A 24,400-nucleotide genomic window follows, 5' to 3' on the forward strand; every position below is an offset into this window, starting at 1 on the left:
ACGGCAGGGTATAGCTTAATTGGTAATCCATTCAATGAAGCGGCGGGTTTCGGTAATCGCCTGATCCAGCGGAAGGCTGCTTCCCTGGAAAGGGTGAACGGTATTGAAGGTATGATTGCCCCCTTGAATTTGTACCCATTCAATATCAGGACGAACTGAGGTAAGCAGGGCAGAGCCTTCACGCAGGCGTTTGGAATCATCGGTACCTTGAATGAGTACGGCAGGCAGTTGGCTGTCTTTAAGCCTGTCCACGATGGCAAAGCGTTGGCGATTTTGCTCCAGATCTTCCAAAATAACAAGATCCAGCGGAAGCTGCTGTCCTGTTCTGGCGTTTGGTACGTAGCTGCGGCCCTTGGTCCGCATTTCTTCTTTTTGCGGCAAGGTGAACAGGTCCAGGTCAGTCACGCCATTCCATGAAATGACGCCTGAAACCTCGTCCGGATGATCCAGCGCATATATGAAACAGCTTCCCGCACCTCGGCTGTGTCCTAACAGAAACAACGGCAGTTCTCTGAACTCGTGGCGTGCTCTCAGATTTGTCAGCAATACGTCCAAATCCTCTTGTTCCCGGCTGTAGGTGTTCTGTGCGAACTTTTCCAGCTCGGTAAAATTCGTTAGATCCTCACCTATGCCGTTATGTGAAAAGTTGAAGGTTACGACATGGTTGTCTGTGCTCAAGGCTTCTGCTATATAGGGGAACATGCCCCAATCCTTGAAGCCCTTATAGCCGTGAGCGATGACGAGCAAGCTTTTGGCTGTATTTTTGGCGGGAAACCAGGAAGCCCGGATTACCGCTTCTGTTCCTGCTTCCGTACCTGCTTCAATAACGAGTGATTCTGACATTCTATCCTTCCTTTCTACGGGAATTTTAAATGGGCATATAAGCTAAATCAACATTCGCAAATAGCCTCTCTTATTTTAACATATTTTGGTGCTGCTTTTACGGCTTTGTGACTCGCCATGATGTGGACACGCTGTTACAATAGGGGCAGTAAAGTATAAAAGGACGGGGAATACCCAAATGATCTACGGAATCGGACATGATGTGCTGGAAATAAGCCGGATGGCTGACATATTGGCAGGTAAATATGCAGACGCGTTTTTGAATCGGGTGTTGACACCGGCTGAACGCGACCTTGCTGTGGAGCGAAGGGGCAGGCTGGCGGAGTTTGTAGCAGGGCGCTTTGCCGCGAAGGAAGCGATAACGAAAGCCTTTGGCTGCGGAATCGGGCAGATCATCGGGTTCGGCGATATGGATATTTTACCGGAGCTTGGGGGCAAGCCAGCGGTTTATTTGTCTGCCCCTGCGTGGGACAGACTGGGGCTGCCGGGTGCGGGCGGCTCGGATTACAGCATTCACCTGAGTATTACACATCAACCCAACATTGCCTCTGCTTTTGTGATTGTTGAATATAAGGAGACGTGATGTGATGACTACCCATACATTGGAACAAAAACGTTATTTCAGCTTCGAACTGCTGAATTGGTATACACGAAGCAAGCGGGATTTGCCGTGGCGCCGCCACCGGAATCCTTTTTACATCTGGATCTCGGAAATTATGCTTCAGCAGACGCGTGTCGATACGGTGATTCCGTATTTTAACCGCTTTATTGCACGCTTTCCGACGATTGAGGCGCTGGCGGAAGCACCTGAGGAGGATGTACTTAAGTTGTGGGAAGGGCTAGGATATTATTCACGGGCCCGGAATTTGCAAACGGCGGCGAAACAAGTGGTTGAGCTTCACGGCGGAGAGGTGCCGGATGATACGCAAGCTGTCGCCGCTCTGAAAGGCGTAGGTCCATATACGACGGGAGCGATTATGAGCATCGCCTTCAATCGGCCGGAGCCTGCTGTGGACGGTAATGTGATGCGGGTGCTGTCGCGCTATTTCCTGATTGAAGAGGATATTATGAAGGGCAGCACGCGAGCGCATATGGAAAGTCTGGTAAGGGAGCTGATCCCCGAAGGGAGAGCCTCCGACTTCAATCAGGCGTTGATGGAGCTGGGTGCCCTGGTCTGCACGCCGAAGTCGCCCCATTGCCTGACCTGCCCGGTCATGGAGCATTGCTCGGGCCGATTGGCAGGACGTGAGGAGACGCTGCCGGTCAAGACGAAGGCGAAGCCGCCGCGGCTGGAGCCGCGTTCCGTCGCCCTCATCGAGGGCAGCGGCGGCGCGAATGCAGGCCGCCTGCTCGTGCGTCAGCGCCCGGCCAAGGGCCTGCTGGCCCGCATGTGGGAGCTGCCGCACGAGCTTGTCGGGCCGGAGGGCTATAACGGCCCGGTGCCGGATGAGCCGGCCATGGATCACCTGGCGGCTCATTTGCTGGCGGAGGGCGTGCTTGCCCGTCCGGTGCGGTTCGTACGTGAGGCGGAGCACACGTTCAGTCACATTCACTGGAACCTGCGTGTGTTCCAGTGTGAAGAGGTCGCCAGCCCTGCCGGGGAGGCGGGCGGACAGTCGCTGGCTGCTGAGCAGCGGGCAGGCTACAGCACCGACGGTGCGAAGCCGGGTGCGCTGATTGCGCTGGCGGAGCAGGAGGAGCGCTCAGCGCCACCTGCGGGGTACCGCTGGATCAGCGAGGCCGATATGGACACCTTGGCGTTTCCCAAGGTGTTCCTCGATCTGATCACCGAATATTTTGCAAAGCAAAAAGGGACCTTGGTGTAGGTCCCCAAGCTGTCGGGAGAAGTCCTGGCAGCTTTTTTTTGTTCTTTTTTCATTCAGTCCGACATCTCATTTAAATAACGATACATTTAGGCAGTGCCTATCCATGGTGTAGCTGAGTGTGCAGCGAAGGATTTATCTACATCGCCTGTTCAAAAATGTCGATTACTTCCTGCTGTGTAGGCTGAATCGGATTGGTTACACCGCAGGCATCTTTGAGTGCGTTGGCGGCGAGAACAGCGAAGTCTTCACGCTTGACGCCGAGTTCTTCCAGCCCGGAAGGGATGTTGACCCGTTTAGCCAGCTTTTCAATGGCGCGCAAGGCGAGGTTGGCACCTTGTTCTGGTGTAACACCGTCCGTTTTTTCGCCAAGTGTACGGGCAATGTCGGTGAGCCGTTCGGCGGAAGCCTTGGCGTTGTAGCGCTCTACATGCGGCAGTAAAATGGCGTTACAGACCCCGTGCGGCAGATTATAGAAGCCACCCAGTTGATGTGCCATGGCGTGAACAAAGCCCAATCCGGCGTTATTGAATGCCATCCCTGCGAGGAATTCGGCGTAGGCCATTTGGCTACGGGCTTCCACATCGTTTCCATCATCGACGGCTTTGACTAGATGATCCCGAATCAGCTCGATTGCTTTAAGCGCGCAAGCATCTGTGATCGGTGTGGCATTCGTGGAAACATAAGCTTCAATAGAGTGAGTGAGCGCATCCATCCCTGTTGCGGCAGTTAATGACTTGGGCATAGCCATCATCAGATCAGGATCATTGACGGCAATGAGTGGTGTCGTGTGCTTGTCGACAATCGCCATTTTGATATGACGCTCTTCATCCGTAATAATACAAAACATGGTCATTTCACTAGCTGTTCCTGCCGTGGTGTTAATGGCAATCAGAGGGAAGGAAGGCTTCGCGGATTTATCCACGCCTTCGTAGTCGCCGATCTGTCCGCCGTTGGAGGCCAAAAGTGCGATGCCCTTGGCACAGTCATGCGGTGACCCGCCTCCGAGCGAAATAATAAAATCACACCCGGATTGTTTCAGCAGCGCCAAGCCCTCGTTGACATTGGAAACCGTGGGATTCGGCTGCGTGCCGCTGTATACGACGGATTTTACGTTTAGACTGTCCAACATGTTTGTTACTTTTTTCACAATCCCGATATCAACTAAAGGCTTATCGGTTACGATCAATGCATTTTTAAAGCCCAATTTTCCGATTTCTGTACCTGCATCCGCCAGTGCGCCTGAGCCCATAAGACTCATACCCGGCATCATGAATTTGGAGGTTCCCGTCATAAATATGCATCCACCTTTGTTATTATTTTGAGGTAAATCAAGGTATAATGATGGAATTAAAGGATCTTGCAACCATCCTTATATCCTTATCATACTGTCCTATATTGGCGGGAACTAACGCATTTTATTATAAAATATCGTGATTTTTAAAAGGGAGCATTTTGCATAAATCCGGGGAGCGGCCTTCAATCAGATTATGCAAAATGCTGAAGGGTGAAACGGATGGACAATTCCAAGACTTTAGGCGACTTTAATCGTTATAGCGAACTGCAATATGGATATGAAACCGATCTGATCCGAATTTTGTATTATGATCTTCCAGAAAATTATTACGAGAAATATGCTTCATATGAATGCCCGAAGCTGTGTACGATTTTGGAGGGGAGAAAAGAAGTCAAAATTAATGAAACGGAGCATTTTGAATACGATTCTCAGGAGATTATCCTGCTTCCTCCCCAGTCAAGCGTTGAAATGAAAATCAAAGAACACACCAAGGCACTGGTCTTTGAATTAAGCGATCAGTTGATGGAACGTTTAAGAAACGTGGTAGAGGAGGAATTTCAGGTCCCGGAGAGTTGCCCGACTCATGCGGTGGTTCGCTGCGAGCTGAACGAAAAGGCGGATTCACTTACCGCATCGATGGAGCGGATCAAGCAATATATGGCACATCCCGCCGAAAGAAAAAATTTCCTGATTGATCTGAGTGCTCAGGAAATGGCCTATCATCTGCTACAGATGCAGGTGCTTGAGCAGAATCTGCTTACGAACCATCGGCATCCTGTGTTTCGAGCGATCCGGGATATTCAGGAGCAGTTGCCTGGGATCAGGCATGTGAAGGATTTAGCGGATAACTATAATATGTCACATGCCAATTTCACGAATCAGTTTAAAAAGATAACAGGATTAACTCCGCTCGACTATATTACGAATCAAAAAATGCAGCTTGCCAAGCAATGGCTCCAGTGCCGAAACGTCACGGAGGTTGCTTTTGATTTAAATTATGAGAGCGTTTCCTATTTTATCGGTCTTTTTAAAAAGAAGTATGGCATTACGCCCAAGCAGTATCAGATGAATGTGCAGCGCCAAGTTGTGGTTACGTAATGTGAAATATATAAAGGCAGGGCTATCCTTCAGTGCTAAAACTACTAAGGGTCACCCTGCCTTTCTTCATATGGATATACATTTACGCCGTTAAAGCTAATCGACACCACGATCACTCTCAATCAGCCCTTTGCCGATTACATTGGCCGAAACTGGAGGCTTGCCGAGCTCCCGGGACCATATGGACAACTGCCCAATATGGTGGATTTGGTGGGCAATGATATGGCGCATCACCTCGCCCCAGGCATCAATCACAATCCTGCCATCCGGGAGGTGATCTTCAAACCTTTTTCGTTCCAGACCTTCATGCCAGGAGAGCACGAACGGCTCGACATCGATTCGAAACTTCGCATCCAGCTCGCGAATCTTGTCCAGCGTATCATATCGCGAGAAATCCTCCTGAAAGTCGGGTTTCCCCTGAATCGTTTGAACCCAGCTCCACTCTACATCGACGACATGAAACAACGTCTTCAGAATGCCGCCAACCCCGCCAACGCGTTCTTTCAGAAGTTCCTCCTGCGGTACCTCTTCACACCAGCGGTACCATTGTTCCCGAATCATCCAGTTGTAACGAAAAAAAGTCTGCATCCATGAACCTCCAGAGATTGTATTTAAGAAACGTCTTCACCAGTTTACCATGGAATGCCAAACCTTTTTCAGCTTCACTTGGCGGCTCCAGTAGGGCTCAAATGGACAGAATCTTTTGTGCACCAATTTAAATTGAAAAGGGCTGCCTCACTCGTAGAAAATCTACTTTTGAGACAGCCCTTTATTATAGGATAGAGATGTTGTTACTGGCTTATTTCTTCGCAGCCGCGTAACGTTTGTTCACTTCATCCCAGTTGATAACATTGTAGAATGCTGCAATGTAATCCGGGCGTTTGTTTTGATATTTCAGGTAGTAAGCATGCTCCCAAACGTCCAGTCCAAGTACCGGAGTCAGACCTTCGGAGAGTGGGCTGTCTTGGTTAGGAGTGCTGGTGATTGCCAGTTTGCCGTCTTTGCCGACAACCAGCCAAGCCCAACCGCTACCAAAGCGTGTTGTAGCTGCTTTCGTGAAATCTTCTTTGAATTTGTCATAGCCGCCCAGCTCGTTGCTGATTGCTTCAGCAATAGCGCCAGTTGGTTGTCCGCCGCCGTTAGGGCCAATAACTTCCCAGAACAGGCTGTGGTTGTGGTGTCCGCCACCGTTATTGCGAACCGCAGTGCGGATGCTTTCAGGAACGCTGTCCAGATTGGAGATCAGATCCTCCAGGCTTTTGCTTTGCAGTTCAGGAGCGCTTTCCAGAGCTGCGTTCAGGTTTGTTACATATGTGTTATGGTGACGATCATGGTGAATTTCTACTGTCAGCGCATCAATGTGCGGCTCCAGTGCGTCTTTCGCGTAAGGAAGTTCTGGTAATTGAAATGCCATTGTAAAATCCCTCCTGATTATATGGTTTGGGTAAGGTATTCCTATGTAATAATACCCTCGTCAGTTATATTAAACCGCATTCAGCCTATTTTATCAACATTTTTGTTTGTAAAATAGCAAACTGGGCATTACGACCTGGTAGCTATCATGTCCAAAAACCCGCTTGGAATACATGGTGTATAGGTAATAAGAGGCAAATTATACAGCCCTAAAATGTAAACGCTTCATATACAGCGCTTACATGAGAAAAAGGGATGTATTCCATCTAAAAGTGTGGTTTAATGTTCAAGGAAGCAGAAATTTCGGCTTTTTTGTCGTCTGCTATATCTTGTCATGTCTGCGGATATGACGAACTTGAGGGCATATACCCTTTTCCTGTTCTTCAATTCATATATAGCAGATCGTATTTTTATCATAATGCCTTGTGATTAACACCATGCTAAGAAATTTAAGGATTTATGTAAAAATGACGGTGCTGTCTCAATTTGTCTTATTAAGCTTACGAAAAGGGAGATATTACTTATGCACGTTCGTTCCTTTCAATTGAGTGATGTGAATCCAGTAATGGAACTCATGCAGATTGCCTTGTCTGAGGAGTGCTACAAAGAGACGGTGGGCGCTTTTGCCCGTCAGCTTTCGTGGGATTCCGGTTTGATCGTCGTTGCGGAAGAAGATGAAGAGCTGGTTGGCGCTCTAATCGGCACGATTGATCAGAATCATGGTTGTTATTATCGTATTGCTATTCATCCGGATCATCGTCGGATGGGAATTGGCAAATCGCTTGTCGAGTCTATGGAGCAGCGTTTTCAGCAACGTAAGGTTAGCCGCATCTGGGTAGCCGGAGACAAGCATAACAGCGCAGCCATGCCTTTGTATGAAGCGATGGGCTATGGGGCAAGCCAGATTTTACAGACTTTTCAGCAGCTCAGCATTTTGGCTCCTCATTAATCGGCAATGGATATAAAGAGAATCGAATATTTTCAAAGCTAATATTTCCATTTAGAGCATATCTGAGTAACCGTTGCAATCGGGTACGGGATATGCTTTTCTATTTATAACAGGGTTGAGGAGGTTTATTATGGACACACTGGCTCCTTCGTCAGGCCCGCTTCCTTCGCCGGAAACGTCCAAACATGCAGGTCGTTGGAGTTACATACGCGATTGGTTGGTGACTCTTCTGATCGCGATGACTGTCTTGCTGCTGCTGAACCTGTTCGTGTTTAATTTGTCTACGGTCAGGGGACATTCAATGCAGCCGACGCTGATGGAAAGCCAGCATTTGTTTGTTAACAAGCTGGTTTACAATTTTCATGATCCGGGCAGGGGTGATATCGTGATATTACAAGATCCCGACTCCAATCCGTCCAGTCCGAGATTTTTAGTGAAAAGAGTCATAGGCACTCCGGGGGATGTAATCCGGGTTGAGCATAATCATCTATATGTGAACGGTAAGCTGCAAAACGAGCCTTACACCGACTCTGAGATTGAGGACGGTGATTACGGTCCTTTTACAGTGGAGCCGGGGCACTTTTTTGTCATGGGCGATAACCGACACGCCGCGGGCAGCAAGGATAGCCGATATTTTGGCAGCATTAAATCTCAGGATTTGCTGGGGCGTGCGGAGGTTGTATTTTGGCCGTTATCCGAGTGGAAGTGGCTGTAGAGCAGCCATAGTCTGTATGCTGAAAATTAATGGGGAACGTGTGCAAATCGTCAGGACCATGACGGGCAGGCGGTTACCGATCAGGAAGGGAAGAGAAATATGAAAGAAGTGATGGTGTATACCGACGGCGCTTGTTCGGGAAATCCCGGTCCTGGGGGCTGGGGCGTCGTTTTACTATATGGAGAGCATCGCAAGGAGTTGTCCGGGGCCGAAAAAATGACGACAAACAATCGCATGGAGATCAAGGCCGTGATCGAAGCGCTCAAGCTGCTCAAGGAGCCTTGCCATGTAAAGGTACACAGTGACTCCGCCTATGTCGTAAACTGCTTCAAACAGGGCTGGATTAAGAATTGGCTTCGTAACGGCTGGCGTAACAGTAAAAATCAGCCAGTTGAAAACAAGGAGTTATGGGAAGAGCTGTGGGAACTGATGAGCAAGCATGAGGTTGAGTATGTGAAGGTCAAGGGTCACAGTGACAACGAGCTGAACAATCATTGTGATTTCTTGGCGACCAGCGCTGTTAAAAATTTACGGTAGCATCTGCGGCTATATTCTGTTGAAATTTGAGATATGGGGATTTTACAGAAATCCTCATATAAGTGATATGAAAGAGAGGTGAGTATCGGATGCAACGCGGACAGACACCAACGGCTGCTGGAACCGCTTTGACTTGGGCATCGCTCAAGCAGGAGATTATCGAAGCGGCTCCGGGGCTGGGCATCGACTCCATCGGGTTCGCATCCGCCGATCCCTTTCTGTCTCTGAAAGCAATATTGGAAGAGCATCGCGCCAAAGGCTATGAATCCGGTTTTGAGGAGCCGGACATTGATAAACGGATCTACCCGGAGCTGTACGGTTCGCAGCCTGCATCCCTGATTGCCATTGCGGTGGCTTATCCTTCCAAAATGAAGGACCCGCCGAAGTCGGACAAAGGCAAGTACCGTGGCATTTTGGCGCGTTCCGCCTGGGGTAAGGACTACCACTTGGTGCTGCGCGAGGCGATGGAAAAGCTGGAGGCTTTTATAGGTGAACGGGTTCCTGACGCGATTATGAAAAACATGGTGGATACCGGGGAGCTGTCGGACCGGGCCGTAGCGGAACGGGCGGGTATTGGGTTTAGCGGAAAAAACACGATGATGATTTCACCGACACTGGGATCATGGATTTATCTCGGTGAGCTGCTGACGAATATCCCTTTTCAGCCGGATGAGCCGGTTACGGACGGTTGTGGGGAGTGTACCAAATGCCTGGATGCGTGCCCTACGGGCGCGCTTGTCGGGCCGGGGCAGCTCAATGCCCAGCGGTGTGTGTCCTTTTTGACGCAAACGAAAGGCTTTCTGGATGAGGAATTTATGCTGAAAATCGGGAACCGGTTGTACGGATGTGATACCTGCCAAATCGTATGCCCGAAAAATCGGGGCCTCAACTGGGATCATCATCCTGAGCTTACACCTGATCCCGAAATTGTGAAGCCATTGCTGCTGCCGTTACTGGATTTGAGCAATCGTGAATTTAAAGAGAGATTTGGTCAAAGTGCGGCAGCCTGGCGGGGAAAGAAGCCGATTCAGCGCAATGCGGTTATTGCGCTCGGCAATTTCAAGGATATTAGCGCCGTGCCCAAGCTGACGGAGGTTCTGCTGGATGATCCGCGTCCTGAGCTTCGGGGCACGGCGGCATGGGCTTTGGGCCGAATAGGAGGGGAAAACGCAATGACAGCGATCAAGCAAGCATCTGAGAAGGAACAACATGAGCAAGTACGCGAAATGGTCGCGCAGGCGCATTCCAAACTTGAGGAACGAGAACAGGCTGAACAGCAAAAGGTCTTAGAAGGGCCGACTACGATCTATTATGATGAAATGGAGACACCTATAGGCATTTTAACGCTGTGTGCAACGGACCGGGGGCTATGCCGGATTGATTTTGGCGTTTTTCATGCGAAGGAGGCACTGCTTCAGCAATGGGCCCGTACATGGATCGGGGAGTATGTCTATGTGCAGGAACCGGAAAAGCTGCGCGAGGCTGCGGACCAACTGCGTGAATATTTTGCCGGGAAACGACGTGATTTCACTGTGGCCTATGATTTGAGGGGCACCCCTTTTCAGGAGCAGGTATGGCGTGAGCTGCAAAATATTCCGTATGGTCAAAGCGTGTCCTACAAGGATATCGCGGAGTCAATTGGCAGAGCCAAGGCGGTACGTGCGGTCGGAGGAGCGAACAACAAAAATCCGTTGCCCATTCTGATACCATGTCACCGGGTATCGGGTGCAAACGGGAGTCTGGTTGGATATGCCGGAGGCCTGCCGATCAAGATAAAGCTGCTGGATTTGGAGAAGGAATGAGGACAAACGTTTGCAAATTGTGATTTGCTAGCTGTCCCATGTTTTGCTATGATAGGTTCGTGTATAATTCAAGAGGTTTCATATAAATATACAGAGGTGACGACTTCGTGGTGTGGAATATTGTCATTCCGATCATTACCCTGATTGTTGGTTTGGTCGGGGGATTTTTCATCGGTGCTTATTATCTTCGCAAACAGCTTGAAAAGATGCAAAACGATCCTGAGACGCTGCAAAAAATGGCCAAGCAGATGGGTTATAACCTGAATGGGAAGCAAATGCAGAAAGCCCAGCAGATGATGAAGAACCAGCAGTTCTCCAAAAATCAGCCAGGTCAGCGTAAAAATCAGGGCCATCGTAAATAATGAGCAACATAAGCACGAATGCCGCATGAGGTTGCACAGAGGAGGATTACTGTGGCTGGCGTAAAAGATTATATTAACCGCAAAGCTGCGGATAACCGGGATAAAATCGAGTACCATGTGGAGCAAATTCTACAACTGATCGGTGAGGACCCCAAGCGTGAAGGCTTGCTGGAAACACCGGCACGCGTAGCGCGCATGTATGAGGAGATATTTGCAGGTTATGAGGTTGATCCCCGGGATGCGCTGGGTGTAACATTCGACGAAAATCACGAGGAGCTTGTGATTGTGAAGGACATCGTCTATTACAGCCAGTGTGAGCACCATATGGCTCCTTTCTTCGGAAAAGTGCATATCGGCTATGTACCCAGCGGCAAAATTGTAGGACTAAGCAAGCTTGCCCGTCTGGTTGAGGCTGTGACGCGCCGTTTGCAGGTTCAGGAGCGCATTACGGCACAGATCGCAGATATTTTGAATGAAGCGGTCTCCGCTCACGGGGTTATGGTGGTCGTGGAAGGCGAGCACTTGTGTATGTGCGCAAGAGGCGTCAAAAAGCCTGGCAGCAAAACGGTAACATCTGCGGTACGCGGAACGTTTCGTGATGATGCTGCGCAGCGTGCAGAGTTCCTCTCGCTGCTCAAGGATTGACCGAACAGGCGTGACGGTGATGTGATGAATAAAAAAGAGTGGTTTACGCATAGGCGTAGCCACTCTTTTTTGCTAACATGAGAAAAGGTGGACGTTAACTGCTTTGAAGGAGGATAGCGTATGGAGAATGTACATATGTCAGCAGACAAAACAACGGTTTTGCCTGATCTGCAATGGTTTGAAGCGCCACTCGTGACCACTCAGACGGATGTTTTGTCTCCACTGGCGTGGGAGGAACTGGCCTGCCGGCAAGTAGGGCAAGGAGCTGCGCCTGTTTTGCATCTATGGCGGCACCCGGCTGCGCTGGTGATCGGCCACCGGGACCGCAGGCTTCCGTACGCGCCGCAGGCGATGGAGCGTGTGCGGAACGCCGGAACCTCGGTATGCGTGCGTCCCTCGGGCGGAGCGGCTGTCATGCTGGACAGGGGGGTACTGAACCTGTCCCTGATCCTGCCGAATCCGCAGCGGGCGATCAGCCTGCATGAAGATTTTCGGCTTATGGCGGGGCTGATTGCCGATGCGCTGGCCCCGTGGTCCGCCGAGGCGCAGACCGGGGAAATCGCCGGGTCCTTCTGTCCTGGCGATTATGATGTCAGCGTCCGAGGCCGCAAGTTTTGCGGCATTGCGCAGCGGCGGCAGGCCAAGGCCTATATCATCACGGCCTTTGTGATGATTGAGGGCAGTGGCGCGGAGCGCGCACAGGTGGTGCAGCGGTTCTATGCGGAGGCAGCCGGAGCTGCGTCGCCAGGCGTGGCGCAACCGGATTATCCGCAGGTGAATCCGGCAACGATGCGCAGCCTGGCGGAGCTGGCCGGGGTGCCGTCGGTTGAGGCGTATACGGCATCGCTGCGCCGTGTAGTCGAAAGTCGGGCGGCAATTTTGCCTGCTGATGACTCATTGGTGCAGCCGCAAGGACTGATGGAGCAAATGAGAGCGCTCAGAGAGCGATACGATTCGCAGGTGTAGTGGGAAGTATGTTCCTGGCTACAGAGGAGTCTTAGCTTAGAACGGTTGCCATCTCAGCTTCGAGGCTTGGGTGTAGCGCTTTTCGACCTCAGGCCAGTTCACGACATGCCACCAGTCCTCAATGTATTTGTTGCGCTCGTTCTGATGCTTTAAGTAATAGGCATGCTCCCATACATCTATCGCCAGCAACGGAATGGACTCCCATTGAGTCAGGTTCTGGTGCTTTTCGGCCTGCAAAATTTCAAGCCGTCCTGCACGTGGACTCCACGTCAGGATAGCCCAGCCGCCGCCCTCGACCTTCTCGGCTGCTGAGCTGAATTGCTTCTTGAATGCCTCATAGCTGCCAAAGTCCTTTTTGATCTGCTCCGCCAGCGGCCCGCTTGGTGTTCCACCGCCTTGAGGACTCATAATCGTCCAGAAAAGAGTGTGCAGATAATGGCCTGCACCGTTAAACGCCAGCTCGCGTTCCCAATGCTTCACAAGGTCAAAATCGCCCGTTTTCCGGGCTTCCTCCAGCTTTTTCTCCGCTTTGTTTAAATCATTCACATAGCTTAGATGATGCTTGTCATGGTGGATACGCATCGTTTTCTCATCAATGTACGGTTCAAGCGCATTATAGGGGTATGGAAGCGGCGGCAAACGATGTCCTCCGATAGGAACAGGCCTGCCGGGGGAAGTTTTTTCCGTAGCCGAAGGCTCTGTCTGGCTTGACTGGACGCCTTTGTCTTTGTTCGCCCACGGTCCTTCCCACCTCGTGCCGCCTGTCTGCCCTGTCTGCCGCTCTCGCAGCGCATCCTCGGGGTAATCCTCACCCTCTGCCGCCACATGAAACAACGCAGTGGCCCGCGCAATGGAGCCGGGCTCCTGAAAGGGGTTGGTCGAGATCAGGAAATACTGGCTCTCATATGCCGCATGCAGTACAATTCCGGTGGATTTCGGCTGTTGTCGTAACGCATGGCTGTGCTCGGTCAGCAGACTGAGCTGCCGTACATATTCTTGTGACTGGCGGTTTGCGGTTTGCAGCAATTCGTCCAGACGACGATTCAGCTCTTGTGAGACAGGCTGTGAATCTGATGTCACTCCTGCCGTTGCCTCAATCGATTGTAGCTCTTCTGGTGCCGATCCTGACCCCAATTCTCTCGATTGCCCCGGATGCCCGGCTTGTGCTTGTGCAGCCGCCGCCGACCGCTCCCATTGACGATGCCACGCCTGATCTGCCGGATCAAGGGCGCTTCGCTGCTCTTCAAGCAGCTCTATAGCGGTGCGTTCCGTCTGTTCGAATACCGTCCTCCAGTCATCCAGCAGCCGCACGTAGGCAGGCTCCAGGCCCTCTGTAGCGGACTTAATCACTTCCACATGCCAGCTTTCCTGCTGTTTCCAATGCCGGATTTCCTCCAGCACACGTAAGGGCAGGAAAGACCCGTAAGTACTCAGCATCGTTTTTACCTCCCGTATCCCACTATGGCTATCCGGGCTGGTCCCAAGAACCTGACCCGGATGCATACGTACCCAGTATATTCGCCGTCTCATCGGGAATATGTCTATAAACTCCCCGATCCGGCGCGGACATGTAATGTGGGGCAATGAATACATAGTTGGACGCAAAAAAAGAAGCCTCGCTGCGGCACGGGTTAAGTGTCCACAGACGGGCTTCTCTATGTTGAAAGGAGTATGGCTTCTAAAATAGACCCCTTACTTCGTAGTCGTTTGTTTACTGGCATTAGCGATAGTTTTCTTGTCCTCCAGCTCTTGTACACCGCTTAAAAACGTCGATACCCGCCGCAAATACTCACGTGGATGCTCCCTGAAAATAAGCTCATGCAGCCCGTTTTTGACAATCCATACACTGGAAAGCGGGTTGGTTTGATTGGCAGCGAGCTTTTCCGCAATCGGGTAAGGAGCCTTTTCATCCTGCGTCCCATGTACAAACATGATCGGGAACGGATAGTTTTCCGCTTTGACCTCTTGGTATGGAATCTGATGCAGGCTGGTACCGTTCAAGACTGGAAACAGCAGCTCCAGAATTTCCAGAGATGGATGGCGCGGCAGATCAATTTGATTATGAATGTTATGGTACAGCGTATCCGGCTCCAGGAGGAAGGTGCTGTCCAAAATCATGGCGTCCACATCTTTGGTTTGCAAGCCCGCCTGAAGAGCAGTTCCTGCCCCCATCGAGAAGCCCCATACGATAATCTCCGAGGAACCGCGTTGCTTCGCAAGCTGGATCGCCCCGAGAAGCTGCTGGGATTCCGCTTTGCCTCCGGTTGCGACGGCTTTGCTATTTTGTGATGCGAATCCGTAATCGAACATGACAACGTTAAAATTCAAACGGTGGGCATAATGCGCCAGATCATACATCGGAATCCAGCTTTCTTCGCGGTTGGCCCCATAACCGTGGCTGAAAATAATCGTTTTCTTCGATTGATCCGCCGGGATATACCAGCCCTGCACCATCCGGCTGCCGTCCTTGGCGGGGAAGCTGACATCCTCGTAGGGCATTCCTTTGGCCTGCATCGGGTTCGAGTACAGTGGCGCGACGGTTGGATTCGTCAGTACCCATGCGATATAGGCGTGCAGGGTAATAAAGCAAAACAATAGAAAAAATACGACCGACAGCAGCAAGGCAATAACGACATGCTTGATTCGCAGCAGCCGGGGGTTGATCAGTGGGGTGGACGGCTCATGGACAGCATGCTGTAGCTGAGAGCTGCGCTGGGATGTCGAAATCATGTAAGAGCCTCCTTATATAAAAATGAACTCCGTTTCATAGAATTCTAGGTACAATTCCACTTGAAAATGATAGTTTATGTCCGTATAGATACCTATTATCGTATGATGCGTGTTATCCAAAGTCAACGGCTGAACCGGAAAAGTAAAAATGATGCAAAGATTTGTCGATGTTTGTTCTCGTTCTGTAATATGGCTGTCACAAAAACATTGGTTTACAGTAGCCGCGACTATTCTATATAATTTATGTAACCATGTTTCATGGTGTGAAACGAATATGGAACAAAGAGGAGCGGTTCACAATGGAAGACCGTAAATTAACGGTTCGCGCCGTGGAGCGTGCGCTTGATATACTGATGTGTTTTACTGGAGATTCCGATCTGGGTCTAACAGAGATTGCTTCCAAAATTGGTTTACATAAAAGTACCGTTCATCGGCTGCTGACCACGCTGGAGGATCGGGGCTTTGTCGTTCGGAATCCCGCAACGGAAAAATACCGGCTCGGCATCCGGATATGGGAGCTATCCACCCATCTGTCGCAAAGCGACGAGCCGGCGATTCTATTACAGCCAGCGATGGAAGGATTGCGTGACCGTCTGGGCGAAACGGTCAGCCTATACCTGCGCGATGGCAGTATGCGTATCCGCATTCAGGCCGTGCAGAGCAATCAGGCGATCCGCCGCGTTGCGCCAGTGGGTGCAAGCATGCCGCTGGCTGTAGGAGCCTCCAGCAAGGTGCTGGCGGCCTTTATGCCGCAGCAGGAGCTGGAAGCCCTGCTAAGCGGGGATGAATGGCCGCCCTCGGTAGACCCGGAGGTCTATAAGGCTCAATTGCAGGATATTCGTGAGAAGGGCTATGCGACCAGCTATGAGGAGCGGGAGCCGGGCGCTGCTGCTGTGGCTGCGCCTATCGTGAATCGGAAGGGACAGGTCGCTGCGGCCTTGTCTGTATCCGGTCCGGTCAGCCGACTAGCGCCCGAGACGCTGCATGATTTTGCACCGATTTTGATCGAGGCGGCAAAGGAAATGGGGCTTATGCTTCCATAATCTTTGGAAAAAGGGACCAGAGAAGGGTTGCCAAAGCCGTAAATTTGAAGTAATCTGATGGGGATGGCGGGTTGTCAGTTATAGCCGCCTCATGCGAATAGAATTATCACAGTTACTGGGGGAGCCTGTAATGCCGGGCTGAGATGGAATCGCACTAGATTTCGGACCCTTTGCACCTGATCTGGATCATACCAGCGTAGGGAAGTAATCGGCCATTGAAATGTATACGTAGCCGCTGTCTATGGCAATGCATCGGAGTATGATTCCGCGTGCGTAGCCGTCTGCATAGCTGTTTCGTTAGATTAGCCGGTTCCCTGGGGAACCGGCTTTTTTGCATAGATCAGCCAGCCTGGGGATGGTTCCGGATCGGTGTGTCATTTCATCGAAACGGGAGGAATGGACAATGAAACCGACAGAAACAGAAGGAACAGCAGGGAACGCAGTGGATGAACAGACAGGAGGGGTGAAGCCCTTTCCGGGGAGCCGCAAGGTATATATTCAAGGCTCGCGGCCGGACATTGCCGTACCGGAGCGTGAAATCGCCCTGCATCCCACACATACGCCACAGGGCACGGAGCATCATGAGCCGTTACGTGTGTACGATACGAGCGGTCCCATGACCGACGAAGCCTATCAGGTCGATATCCGTCAGGGCTTGCCTCCATTACGGCGGGCTTGGGCACTGGAACGGGGCGATGTGGAGGCTTACGAGGGGCGTGCCGTCAAGCCAGAGGATAACGGGTTGAAGCCCGGCTCCAAACGGGAGACGGCTGAATTTCCCGGCGTAACCAACCGTCCGCTCCGTGCGCGGCAAGGGCGTAGTGTAACGCAAATGCATTATGCGCGGCAAGGGATCATTACGCCCGAAATGGAATTTGCATCCATCCGCGAAGGGGTGGAACCTGAGTTTGTTCGACAGGAGTTGGCGGCTGGACGAGCTATTTTGCCTTCAAATATCAACCACCCGGAAAGTGAGCCGATGGTGATTGGGCGTCATTTTCACGTGAAGATTAATGCGAACATTGGTAATTCTGCGGTTACGTCCTCCATCGAGGAGGAAGTGGAGAAAATGACCTGGGCTGTACGCTGGGGCTCGGATACGGTCATGGACCTGTCCACAGGCCGTAACATCCATACGACACGTGAATGGATCATCCGTAACTCCCCTGTGCCGATTGGGACTGTACCACTGTATCAGGCGCTTGAAAAGGTGAACGGCGAAGCCGAGGCGCTAACGTGGGAGCTGTATCGTGACACGCTGATTGAGCAGGCGGAGCAGGGCGTGGACTATTTCACCATTCATGCGGGCGTGCTGCTGCGGTATATTCCGATGACGGCAAGTAGAATGACAGGAATTGTGTCCCGTGGAGGGTCGATTATGGCGGCATGGTGCCTTGCGCACCATCAGGAGAACTTTTTGTACACGCATTTTGAGGAAATATGCGAAATCATGAAAGCCTACGATGTGGCCTTTTCCCTCGGGGATGGTCTGCGTCCGGGTAGTATCTATGATGCGAATGATGAGGCACAGTTTGCTGAGCTGGATACGTTGGGTGAGTTAACGCAAATTGCCTGGAGGCACGACGTTCAGGTCATGATTGAAGGACCGGGACATGTCCCGATGCACAAAATCAAGGAGAATGTGGAACTGCAAATGGAAATTTGCAAGGAAGCTCCCTTTTATACACTGGGACCGCTCACGACGGATATTGCACCCGGATATGATCATATTACCTCGGCTATCGGGGCGGCAATGATCGGTTGGTTCGGGACGTCCATGCTATGCTATGTTACGCCGAAGGAGCATTTGGGCCTGCCGAACAAGGATGATGTCCGCGAGGGTGTCATTACCTACAAAATTGCGGCACATGCTGCCGATCTGGCAAAAGGCCATCCACGGGCGCAGCAGCGGGACGATGCTTTGTCCAAGGCACGCTTTGAATTCCGCTGGCGCGATCAGTTCAATCTTTCGCTCGACCCTGAGCGGGCTCTGTCCTACCATGATGAGACGCTGCCAGCAGAGGGAGCCAAGGAAGCACACTTTTGCTCGATGTGCGGTCCCAAGTTTTGCAGTATGCGTATCACGCAGGACATTCGCGCCTATGCGGCGGATAAGGGGCTGAACACCGAAGAAGCGGTAGCCGCCGGGATGCGTGAGAAGGCAGAGCAGTATCGGGATGACGGGCAGTAAATCCTTAAACTTATGAACGCATGAATAACAAAAGCCGTGGTTCTCTACAGATTGTAGGGGCCACGGCTTTTTAGCTTATGTAAAGCGAGATCATGCAACCGGATAAAGGGCGGCTTTATTTTTTACCCATTTTCTCATTCAAAATGTCCTGAAAGCTGAGCTTCTTCTCCGAGCTGTCTTCTTTCTTCTGCATACTCACCGCGTTGGCACGTTGGTATTGTTGATGGAAAGGCATCAAGGTGTGTACAGTTAAATTCATTGTATTCATGCAGGTAGTTCCTCCAATTCCATTTTGTCAAATTCAGATTGAGTTGCTTAGGACGTCTGTATAGGACTATTCGTATGTACTTGATGTCGTAATACCGGGTAGACTGCTTGGTAATGTTTCAATCATTATAAACGCATTTTTTCAAATTAAAACGCTTTTGACATAAAACAGGAAGATGGTCATATGTGTCCAAAATGAGGATTAGGTGTATGGTCATTCTGAGGGAAAATGTGCCTAGGTCCAGAACAAGGGCCAGAGGCCCGTTTTCTTAGTTTAGTAGTCGGGACCGTGTTTTTTTGTCGAATATCCTTATATAAGTGAGGATTTTGCAAAGTCCTGAAGTCAATATGAAGTCAGTCTGGTGGCGAATTAAAGTGTCAAAGTTGTATTGACTTTATGTTTGGGAGTGGATACCATGAACTGGTTGTAAGCGTGTTTTAGCTACTAGAGTCAGCCAATCCATCTGGCGATTCATCCGTTGAAATGTTTGAGAAAGGACCAGGACATATATGAAAAAAAGAATTGCAGACATCGCATTTATTATTCTGGGTGCGTTTTTTTTCGCGCTGGCTGTTAATCTGTTTGTTATCCCGAATGAGTTTGGCGAGGGGGGTGTTACAGGGGTCACGATTATTTTGTACTACCTGTTTCAGTGGTCCCCTTCGATCGTCAATCTGGTGATCAATGGCTTGCTGCTGATTGTCGGGTATAAATTTTTGGACAAGAGAACGACCCTGTACACCGTGATTGCAGTCGCTTTTAACTCGTTGTTTTTACATTTAACGGCCAACTGGCGGATTGATTCGCATGAGCCGACGATTAACGCCGTATTTGCCGGGGTTTTGGTGGGGATCGGGATTGGTTTGATCGTGCGGGTGGGCGGTACAACAGCAGGAACGGTCATTTTGGCCCGGATCGCCAACAAGTATCTGGATTGGAATATCAGCTATGGTTTGCTGTTTTTTGATCTGATTGTTGCATTTTCATCCTATTTTATTATTGGCCCGGAAAAGCTCATGCTGACCATCGTTATTTTGTACGTCGGTACGAAGGTTATGGATTTCATGATCGAAGGTCTGAATCCGAAGAAAGCGGTCATGATCATTTCGGAGCATCAAAATAAAATTGCAGAAATGGTCATTACCCAAATGGATCGAGGAGTTACAGTCCTGTCAGGCCACGGGTACTACACGAAAAATCCGAAAGAAGTTCTGTATATTGTCATCAGCAAGCAAGAGGTGTCGGCGCTTAAAAAGATTGTGAAGGCTATCGACACAGCAGCGTTTATCACCATTCATGACGTGCGGGACGTGTTCGGAGAGGGTTTTTTGGATATTTCGAAGTAATTGGCGAGTACGAAGGTTATAGGGTAACATGGTTGGAAGTCGGTCCTGAGGGATCGGCTTTTTTGTTTTATATAGATAAAAAATACCCCCGATTCGCAGATAGAGCTGCAATCGGGGGTTCTTCACATTTGACGTTCAAAAACTTAGTCTGCGATCATTTGACGTAATACGGTTTGCAGAATACCGCCGTTGTGGTAGTAGTCGATATCGACGGTGCTGTCCAGACGGGCAGTTACCGGGAACTCGAACTTCGTGCCATCCTCACGTTTGGCAACAACCGTAAGCTCTTGACCCGGCTTCACGTCATTATCGATGCCGAGAATATCAAACGTTTCACGGCCGTTCAGACCCAGGCTGGACCAGCTGTTGCCTTCCTGGAATTGCAGTGGAAGCACGCCCATGCCGACCAGGTTACTGCGGTGAATCCGCTCGAAGCTTTCTGCAATGACGGCTTTGACGCCCAGCAGAAGCGTACCCTTCGCTGCCCAGTCACGGGAGCTGCCTGTACCGTATTCCTTGCCGGCAATAACGACCAGGTTTTGATCGGCTGCCTGATATTTCATAGATGCATCGTAGATGGACATTTCCTCATCCGTCGGCAAGTATTTGGTCACGCCGCCCTCGGTGCCGGGAGCTACGTTGTTGCGGATACGGATGTTAGCGAACGTACCACGCATCATGACCTCATGGTTGCCCCGACGGGAGCCGTAGGAGTTGAAGTCCTTGCGTTCCACGCCATGCTCCTTCAAGTACAGTCCTGCCGGGCTGGAAGGGGCGATGTTGCCTGCTGGTGAGATATGGTCCGTCGTGACCGAATCATTCAGCAGGGCAAGCACACGGGAATTACGAATTTCCTTGATATCCTGCACACCATCTTGAAGTTTTTCAAAGAATGGTGGATTTTGAATATAAGTTGATTTTTCATCCCATTCGTACAGTTCGCCTTCAGGAACCGGAATGGAGTTCCATTTTTCGTTGGCAGTAAATACATTCTCATATTTACGACGGAACATATCCGGGCTGAGAGACAGGCTGATCGCTTCCTTGATTTCCTCGGAGGTTGGCCAGATGTCTTTCAGGTAGACCGGCTGATTGTCCTGATCGTAACCGAGCGGATCATTCACCAAATCAATGTTCACCGTACCTGCCAGCGCATAAGCAACAACCAGTGGCGGTGAGCCGAGATAGTTGGCTTTGACCTGCGCATGCACGCGGCCCTCAAAGTTCCGGTTACCGGAAATGACCGCACCAACCGTCAGATCGTTGTCTGTGATGGCCTGACTCACTTCGTCAGGAAGCGGACCGGAGTTACCGATGCAGGTCGCGCAGCCGTAGCCAGCCACGTGGAAGCCGAGTGCTTCCAGCGGACCGATTAGCCCTGCTTTTTGCAGGTATTCCGTCACGACAAGGGAGCCCGGCGTCAAGCTGGTTTTCACATAGCCCGGCTTTTTGAGCCCGCGTTGTACTGCCTTTTTGGCGAGCAAGCCTGCGCCCAGCATAACGCTAGGGTTGGAGGTGTTCGTGCAGCTTGTAATAGCCGCAATCACGACTGCGCCAGTACCCAGCTCGCTGGTGGAGCCGTCCGGATGGGTCAGCGGAATCTTCTGCGCGATCTTTTCATCACTCAGTCCGTAGCCGCCTTTGTCCACAGGGGTACGGATAATGCCTTCAAAGGTTTCCTTCATGCGGCTAAGCTCAACACGGTCTTGTGGACGTTTGGGACCCGCGAGACTTGGTACAACCGAAGCAAGATCCAGTTCAATCGTATCGCTGAACACAGGGTCCGGCGTATCGGATGTGCGGAACATGCCTTGCGCTTTGTAATATTCCTCTACAAGACTCACTTGCTCATCAGAACGTCCGGTGCTGCGCAGGTAGGCCAGCGTTTCCGCATCAACCGGGAAGAAGCCAACCGTTGCGCCGTATTCCGGTGCCATATTGGCAACCGTTGCACGGTCAGCCAAGCTGATGTTAGCCAGGCCAGGTCCGTAAAATTCTACGAATTTGCCGACTACGCCTTTTTTACGCAGCATTTGGGTTACAGTGAGTGCCAGATCGGTGGCGGTAGAGCCTTCCGTCAGACTGCCTGTCAGCTTGAAGCCGATAACATCCGGTGTGACAAAATACAGCGGCTGCCCCAGCATACCCGCCTCTGCCTCAATCCCGCCGACGCCCCAGCCTACAACACCCAGACCGTTAATCATCGTCGTATGGGAATCCGTTCCGACGAGGGAATCCGGGAAGACGACGGTTTCGCCGTCAATGGTTTTGGTGGCGGCCACGGATGCCAGATACTCCAGATTGACCTGATGGACGATACCGGTGGACGGCGGCACTGCACGGAAGTTGTTGAACGCCGTTTGCGCCCAGCGCAGAAAACGGTACCGTTCCTCGTTACGCTCAAATTCTACATTAATATTATAGTCCAGCGCTTCGCTGGTACCGAAAGCATCGACCATAACCGAGTGGTCGATAACAAGATCGACGGGTACGAGCGGATTGATTTGTTTCGGGTCGCCGCCCGCTTTTTTCACAGTATCGCGCATGGCTGCCAAATCGACAACCACCGGAACGCCAGTAAAATCCTGAAGCACGATGCGTGCAGGGATGAATGGAATTTCCTTGTTGGTGTCACGATCCTCAGCCCAGCCTGTAAGCTGCTGCACATGCTCCTCAGTAATTGCGCGTCCATCGAATTGGCGCACAGCGGCTTCCAGCAACACTTTAATGGAGAAAGGCAGCTTGGCGATACCGTTTTTTCCTTGTTCCTCCAGTGCCTTGAGACTGTAATAACGGTAAGGCTTGCCGTTAACTTCGAGACTGCGGGCAATGGAGAATTGATCTTTTCCTGACATAAGTATTACCTCCTTGAAGTGGATGCTTGGGGAAAATAGGGATGTCGTTTTTTCGACGTCTTGCACAGTTGGTTTAATTTGGTTACGCTCTCATGAAAGCAGCATGGCTGATTTGAAGAATAACTGATTAACCTATGGATAACCGTTATTTTCATAATAGAGGAGAAGAAGATTTCCAATGGTTTCATTAGATGAAACCTAATTTCAAAATAATGTTTCTGAATTAAGTATACCGTTTTCAATCGATTCCGTAAAGTTTTTTTGGCCTAATTTATGTGCCTAAGCCTGGAAAATAAAACGTTCCTCTTTCTCGTGTTTCCGTGTTCATACCAAGCTTTAGAGATTCATACTTATAGATAGAGAGCTATATCAGGCTATAGAGGGAAGTAAGAAAGTTATTCAGTATTCCGGCTATTCCCAAACAGGGATGGCGGGACGGAAATGGAGGGACAGGGATGGGGGAGCGGGAATGGAAGCAAGCCCTTTTTGCTTATGTGAACCAATATAACCGGAGTGAGGTGAACGGCGCTCCGCAGCCGGATGAATATCTGGAGGTAGGCCAGCGGATGGAGCGTGCGGCCCGTACGGCCAGATTGGAACAGTGGTATAACGAGCGGAACGCCGCTCCCTTACGTAGTGAAACACGCGCCAAGCCGCTGCGAATTGTACAGGATACGCCAGAGGAGGCTGTGGTGGATGTACAACTGCATGTCCGGCTCTTTTACGAAAAAGGCGGGATGACTCACCGGGAGGATCGGATTGAACGGGAACGTCTGACGTTCACGCGTGAGGGGGAAGCCTGGCAGGTAGCAAGAATCGAGCGTGATCCGGCAGAAAGGAAGCCAGCGGGGGGAGAGGTTCCGTTTGAACAGGCTTCGTTTAATCAGGGAGGGAATCTGCCGCTGCTGAATCAAGGTGTACTGGGCTTTGGCTCATCAGCACGCCCCAGCCGATATCGCCGGGAAGAGGCGGCAGCCTATGCGGATCAGTGGTGGGATAGCTTCAACCCGGAGTTTGAAGGTTTTGATGTGGATTGCACCAATTATATCTCGCAATGCCTCTTTGCAGGGGGAGCACCGATCCACTATACTGGTAAAAGAGAATCGGGCTGGTGGTACAAAGGACGGGTCGCCGGACGTGAGTTGTGGAGCTACAGTTGGGCAGTTTCCAACAGTCTGGAGCGGTATTTGGGCTCCAGCTCGTGGGGGTTGACCGCCGAGCAGGTGAGCCGTCCGGAGCAGCTTATGCTGGGAGATGTCATTTTTTATGATTGGGATGGTGACGGCATCTTTCAGCACAGCACGGTGGTAACGGCCTTTGATGCGGGTGGCATGCCGCTTGTCAATGCGCATACGGTAAGCTCCAGACATCGTTATTGGGACTACAAAAATTCGTATGCGTGGACAGACAACACGGTGTATCGCTTTTATCACATCGCCGACTATTTTTAAATGAAATGTTTATAACAGGTACAGTGACGCAAATCAGGCACAATGACGAAAGCAGGAAAGCGGAGG

General features: G+C 50.9%; 22 protein-coding genes and 1 riboswitch. Of the genes, 14 read left to right on the forward strand and 8 right to left on the reverse strand.

All coding sequences use genetic code 11. The features are described from left to right. Window positions 1-15: 15 nt before the first annotated feature. Window positions 16-843 carry an alpha/beta hydrolase family protein gene (locus ABIA61_RS23705; protein WP_404519700.1) on the reverse strand — a complete coding sequence of 276 codons (828 nt, stop codon included), beginning with the start codon at window positions 841-843 and terminating at the stop codon, window positions 16-18. A 178-nt stretch (window positions 844-1,021) separates the two neighbouring features. Here ABIA61_RS23705 and acpS point away from each other — a divergent pair, with 178 nt between their 5' ends. Next, window positions 1,022-1,426, forward strand: coding sequence for a holo-ACP synthase (gene acpS, locus ABIA61_RS23710; protein WP_283654633.1), 405 nt, complete (start codon window positions 1,022-1,024; stop codon window positions 1,424-1,426). Between the two features lie 4 nt (window positions 1,427-1,430). Next, window positions 1,431-2,669, forward strand: a complete 1,239-nt coding sequence (gene mutY / locus ABIA61_RS23715; RefSeq protein ID WP_283654634.1) for an A/G-specific adenine glycosylase — start codon at window positions 1,431-1,433, stop codon at window positions 2,667-2,669. A 136-nt stretch (window positions 2,670-2,805) separates the two neighbouring features. Here the strand turns inward: mutY and yiaY are convergent, their stop codons facing one another. Next, the gene (gene yiaY / locus ABIA61_RS23720) at window positions 2,806-3,960 is read right to left on the reverse strand and encodes an L-threonine dehydrogenase (RefSeq protein WP_404581337.1); all 1,155 of its coding nucleotides are present in this window, start codon (window positions 3,958-3,960) and stop codon (window positions 2,806-2,808) included. A 222-nt stretch (window positions 3,961-4,182) separates the two neighbouring features. Between yiaY and ABIA61_RS23725 the strand changes: the two genes are divergently transcribed. Continuing rightward, a complete protein-coding gene (locus tag ABIA61_RS23725) occupies window positions 4,183-5,061 on the forward strand; it encodes an AraC family transcriptional regulator (protein ID WP_283654636.1) in 879 nt (292 codons plus the stop codon). Between the two features lie 96 nt (window positions 5,062-5,157). Here the strand turns inward: ABIA61_RS23725 and ABIA61_RS23730 are convergent, their stop codons facing one another. Together ABIA61_RS23730 and ABIA61_RS23735 are read right to left on the reverse strand one after the other, a co-directional pair. After that, entirely contained in the window at window positions 5,158-5,649 is a 492-nt protein-coding gene (locus ABIA61_RS23730) for a DinB family protein (RefSeq protein ID WP_283654637.1), read from the reverse strand. Window positions 5,650-5,860: 211 nt separating this feature from the next. Then, window positions 5,861-6,475: a superoxide dismutase gene (locus tag ABIA61_RS23735; protein ID WP_023986992.1), complete on the reverse strand. Its 615-nt coding sequence runs from the start codon at window positions 6,473-6,475 to the stop codon at window positions 5,861-5,863. Window positions 6,476-6,997: 522 nt separating this feature from the next. Here ABIA61_RS23735 and ABIA61_RS23740 point away from each other — a divergent pair. The 7 genes from ABIA61_RS23740 (at window position 6,998) to ABIA61_RS23770 (ending at window position 12,450) form a co-directional block, all read left to right on the forward strand. Further along, window positions 6,998-7,423, forward strand: coding sequence for a GNAT family N-acetyltransferase (locus tag ABIA61_RS23740; RefSeq protein WP_283654638.1), 426 nt, complete (start codon window positions 6,998-7,000; stop codon window positions 7,421-7,423). Between the two features lie 130 nt (window positions 7,424-7,553). Beyond that, window positions 7,554-8,138 carry a signal peptidase I gene (gene lepB, locus ABIA61_RS23745; RefSeq protein WP_283654639.1) on the forward strand — a complete coding sequence of 195 codons (585 nt, stop codon included), beginning with the start codon at window positions 7,554-7,556 and terminating at the stop codon, window positions 8,136-8,138. A gap of 99 nt (window positions 8,139-8,237) precedes the next feature. Next, complete coding sequence (gene rnhA / locus ABIA61_RS23750; RefSeq protein ID WP_025681918.1) at window positions 8,238-8,675, forward strand: ribonuclease HI; 438 nt, start codon at window positions 8,238-8,240, stop codon at window positions 8,673-8,675. Between the two features lie 89 nt (window positions 8,676-8,764). Beyond that, window positions 8,765-10,477: a tRNA epoxyqueuosine(34) reductase QueG gene (gene queG, locus ABIA61_RS23755; protein ID WP_283654640.1), complete on the forward strand. Its 1,713-nt coding sequence runs from the start codon at window positions 8,765-8,767 to the stop codon at window positions 10,475-10,477. A 107-nt stretch (window positions 10,478-10,584) separates the two neighbouring features. Continuing rightward, the gene (locus ABIA61_RS23760; RefSeq protein ID WP_137061545.1) at window positions 10,585-10,839 is read left to right on the forward strand and encodes a YneF family protein; all 255 of its coding nucleotides are present in this window, start codon (window positions 10,585-10,587) and stop codon (window positions 10,837-10,839) included. 51 nt (window positions 10,840-10,890) lie between these two features. After that, on the forward strand, window positions 10,891-11,484 hold the full coding sequence (gene folE / locus ABIA61_RS23765) for a GTP cyclohydrolase I FolE (protein WP_137061546.1): 594 nt from the start codon (window positions 10,891-10,893) through the stop codon (window positions 11,482-11,484). A gap of 120 nt (window positions 11,485-11,604) precedes the next feature. Then, window positions 11,605-12,450, forward strand: coding sequence for a lipoate--protein ligase family protein (locus tag ABIA61_RS23770; protein WP_404581338.1), 846 nt, complete (start codon window positions 11,605-11,607; stop codon window positions 12,448-12,450). A 36-nt stretch (window positions 12,451-12,486) separates the two neighbouring features. Here ABIA61_RS23770 and ABIA61_RS23775 read toward each other — a convergent pair whose 3' ends face one another. Together ABIA61_RS23775 and ABIA61_RS23780 are read right to left on the reverse strand one after the other, a co-directional pair. Further along, the gene (locus ABIA61_RS23775; protein ID WP_404581339.1) at window positions 12,487-13,887 is read right to left on the reverse strand and encodes a Fe-Mn family superoxide dismutase; all 1,401 of its coding nucleotides are present in this window, start codon (window positions 13,885-13,887) and stop codon (window positions 12,487-12,489) included. 255 nt (window positions 13,888-14,142) lie between these two features. Continuing rightward, a complete protein-coding gene (locus ABIA61_RS23780; protein WP_404519696.1) occupies window positions 14,143-15,180 on the reverse strand; it encodes an alpha/beta hydrolase in 1,038 nt (345 codons plus the stop codon). Between the two features lie 299 nt (window positions 15,181-15,479). Between ABIA61_RS23780 and ABIA61_RS23785 the strand changes: the two genes are divergently transcribed. Both ABIA61_RS23785 and thiC read left to right on the forward strand, forming a co-directional pair. Next, window positions 15,480-16,223, forward strand: a complete 744-nt coding sequence (locus ABIA61_RS23785; protein WP_404519695.1) for an IclR family transcriptional regulator — start codon at window positions 15,480-15,482, stop codon at window positions 16,221-16,223. 107 nt (window positions 16,224-16,330) lie between these two features. Then, a riboswitch (TPP riboswitch) is annotated at window positions 16,331-16,443 on the forward strand. 183 nt (window positions 16,444-16,626) lie between these two features. Further along, complete coding sequence (gene thiC, locus ABIA61_RS23790; RefSeq protein WP_404581340.1) at window positions 16,627-18,414, forward strand: phosphomethylpyrimidine synthase ThiC; 1,788 nt, start codon at window positions 16,627-16,629, stop codon at window positions 18,412-18,414. A 115-nt stretch (window positions 18,415-18,529) separates the two neighbouring features. Here thiC and ABIA61_RS23795 read toward each other — a convergent pair whose 3' ends face one another. Next, window positions 18,530-18,682, reverse strand: a complete 153-nt coding sequence (locus ABIA61_RS23795; RefSeq protein ID WP_283654645.1) for a hypothetical protein — start codon at window positions 18,680-18,682, stop codon at window positions 18,530-18,532. 509 nt (window positions 18,683-19,191) lie between these two features. On the opposite strand from ABIA61_RS23795, the gene ABIA61_RS23800 reads away from it, so the two are divergent. Then, complete coding sequence (locus ABIA61_RS23800) at window positions 19,192-20,028, forward strand: YitT family protein (RefSeq protein WP_044646111.1); 837 nt, start codon at window positions 19,192-19,194, stop codon at window positions 20,026-20,028. 143 nt (window positions 20,029-20,171) lie between these two features. Here the strand turns inward: ABIA61_RS23800 and acnA are convergent, their stop codons facing one another. Next, window positions 20,172-22,883: an aconitate hydratase AcnA gene (gene acnA / locus ABIA61_RS23805; RefSeq protein ID WP_404581341.1), complete on the reverse strand. Its 2,712-nt coding sequence runs from the start codon at window positions 22,881-22,883 to the stop codon at window positions 20,172-20,174. Window positions 22,884-23,338: 455 nt separating this feature from the next. Between acnA and ABIA61_RS23810 the strand changes: the two genes are divergently transcribed. After that, window positions 23,339-24,334: an amidase domain-containing protein gene (locus ABIA61_RS23810; protein WP_283654647.1), complete on the forward strand. Its 996-nt coding sequence runs from the start codon at window positions 23,339-23,341 to the stop codon at window positions 24,332-24,334. Window positions 24,335-24,400 lie beyond the last annotated feature (66 nt).

This window comes from Paenibacillus sp. RC21, from assembly GCF_044907935.1.
Taxonomy (GTDB): domain Bacteria; phylum Bacillota; class Bacilli; order Paenibacillales; family Paenibacillaceae; genus Paenibacillus; species Paenibacillus terrae_A.

What these genes read in the sequence shown, in the direction of transcription:
- ABIA61_RS23705 (WP_404519700.1), bottom strand. Translation starts at nt 843, where the DNA reads ATGTCAGAATCACTCGTTATTGAAGCAGGTACGGAAGCAGGAACAGAA.
- acpS (WP_283654633.1), top strand. Translation starts at nt 1,022, where the DNA reads ATGATCTACGGAATCGGACATGATGTGCTGGAAATAAGCCGGATGGCT.
- mutY (WP_283654634.1), top strand. Translation starts at nt 1,431, where the DNA reads ATGACTACCCATACATTGGAACAAAAACGTTATTTCAGCTTCGAACTG.
- yiaY (WP_404581337.1), bottom strand. Translation starts at nt 3,960, where the DNA reads ATGACGGGAACCTCCAAATTCATGATGCCGGGTATGAGTCTTATGGGC.
- ABIA61_RS23725 (WP_283654636.1), top strand. Translation starts at nt 4,183, where the DNA reads ATGGACAATTCCAAGACTTTAGGCGACTTTAATCGTTATAGCGAACTG.
- ABIA61_RS23730 (WP_283654637.1), bottom strand. Translation starts at nt 5,649, where the DNA reads ATGCAGACTTTTTTTCGTTACAACTGGATGATTCGGGAACAATGGTAC.
- ABIA61_RS23735 (WP_023986992.1), bottom strand. Translation starts at nt 6,475, where the DNA reads ATGGCATTTCAATTACCAGAACTTCCTTACGCGAAAGACGCACTGGAG.
- ABIA61_RS23740 (WP_283654638.1), top strand. Translation starts at nt 6,998, where the DNA reads ATGCACGTTCGTTCCTTTCAATTGAGTGATGTGAATCCAGTAATGGAA.
- lepB (WP_283654639.1), top strand. Translation starts at nt 7,554, where the DNA reads ATGGACACACTGGCTCCTTCGTCAGGCCCGCTTCCTTCGCCGGAAACG.
- rnhA (WP_025681918.1), top strand. Translation starts at nt 8,238, where the DNA reads ATGAAAGAAGTGATGGTGTATACCGACGGCGCTTGTTCGGGAAATCCC.
- queG (WP_283654640.1), top strand. Translation starts at nt 8,765, where the DNA reads ATGCAACGCGGACAGACACCAACGGCTGCTGGAACCGCTTTGACTTGG.
- ABIA61_RS23770 (WP_404581338.1), top strand. Translation starts at nt 11,605, where the DNA reads ATGGAGAATGTACATATGTCAGCAGACAAAACAACGGTTTTGCCTGAT.
- ABIA61_RS23775 (WP_404581339.1), bottom strand. Translation starts at nt 13,887, where the DNA reads ATGCTGAGTACTTACGGGTCTTTCCTGCCCTTACGTGTGCTGGAGGAA.
- ABIA61_RS23780 (WP_404519696.1), bottom strand. Translation starts at nt 15,180, where the DNA reads ATGATTTCGACATCCCAGCGCAGCTCTCAGCTACAGCATGCTGTCCAT.
- ABIA61_RS23785 (WP_404519695.1), top strand. Translation starts at nt 15,480, where the DNA reads ATGGAAGACCGTAAATTAACGGTTCGCGCCGTGGAGCGTGCGCTTGAT.
- thiC (WP_404581340.1), top strand. Translation starts at nt 16,627, where the DNA reads ATGAAACCGACAGAAACAGAAGGAACAGCAGGGAACGCAGTGGATGAA.
- ABIA61_RS23795 (WP_283654645.1), bottom strand. Translation starts at nt 18,682, where the DNA reads ATGAATACAATGAATTTAACTGTACACACCTTGATGCCTTTCCATCAA.
- ABIA61_RS23800 (WP_044646111.1), top strand. Translation starts at nt 19,192, where the DNA reads ATGAAAAAAAGAATTGCAGACATCGCATTTATTATTCTGGGTGCGTTT.
- acnA (WP_404581341.1), bottom strand. Translation starts at nt 22,883, where the DNA reads ATGTCAGGAAAAGATCAATTCTCCATTGCCCGCAGTCTCGAAGTTAAC.
- ABIA61_RS23810 (WP_283654647.1), top strand. Translation starts at nt 23,339, where the DNA reads ATGGGGGAGCGGGAATGGAAGCAAGCCCTTTTTGCTTATGTGAACCAA.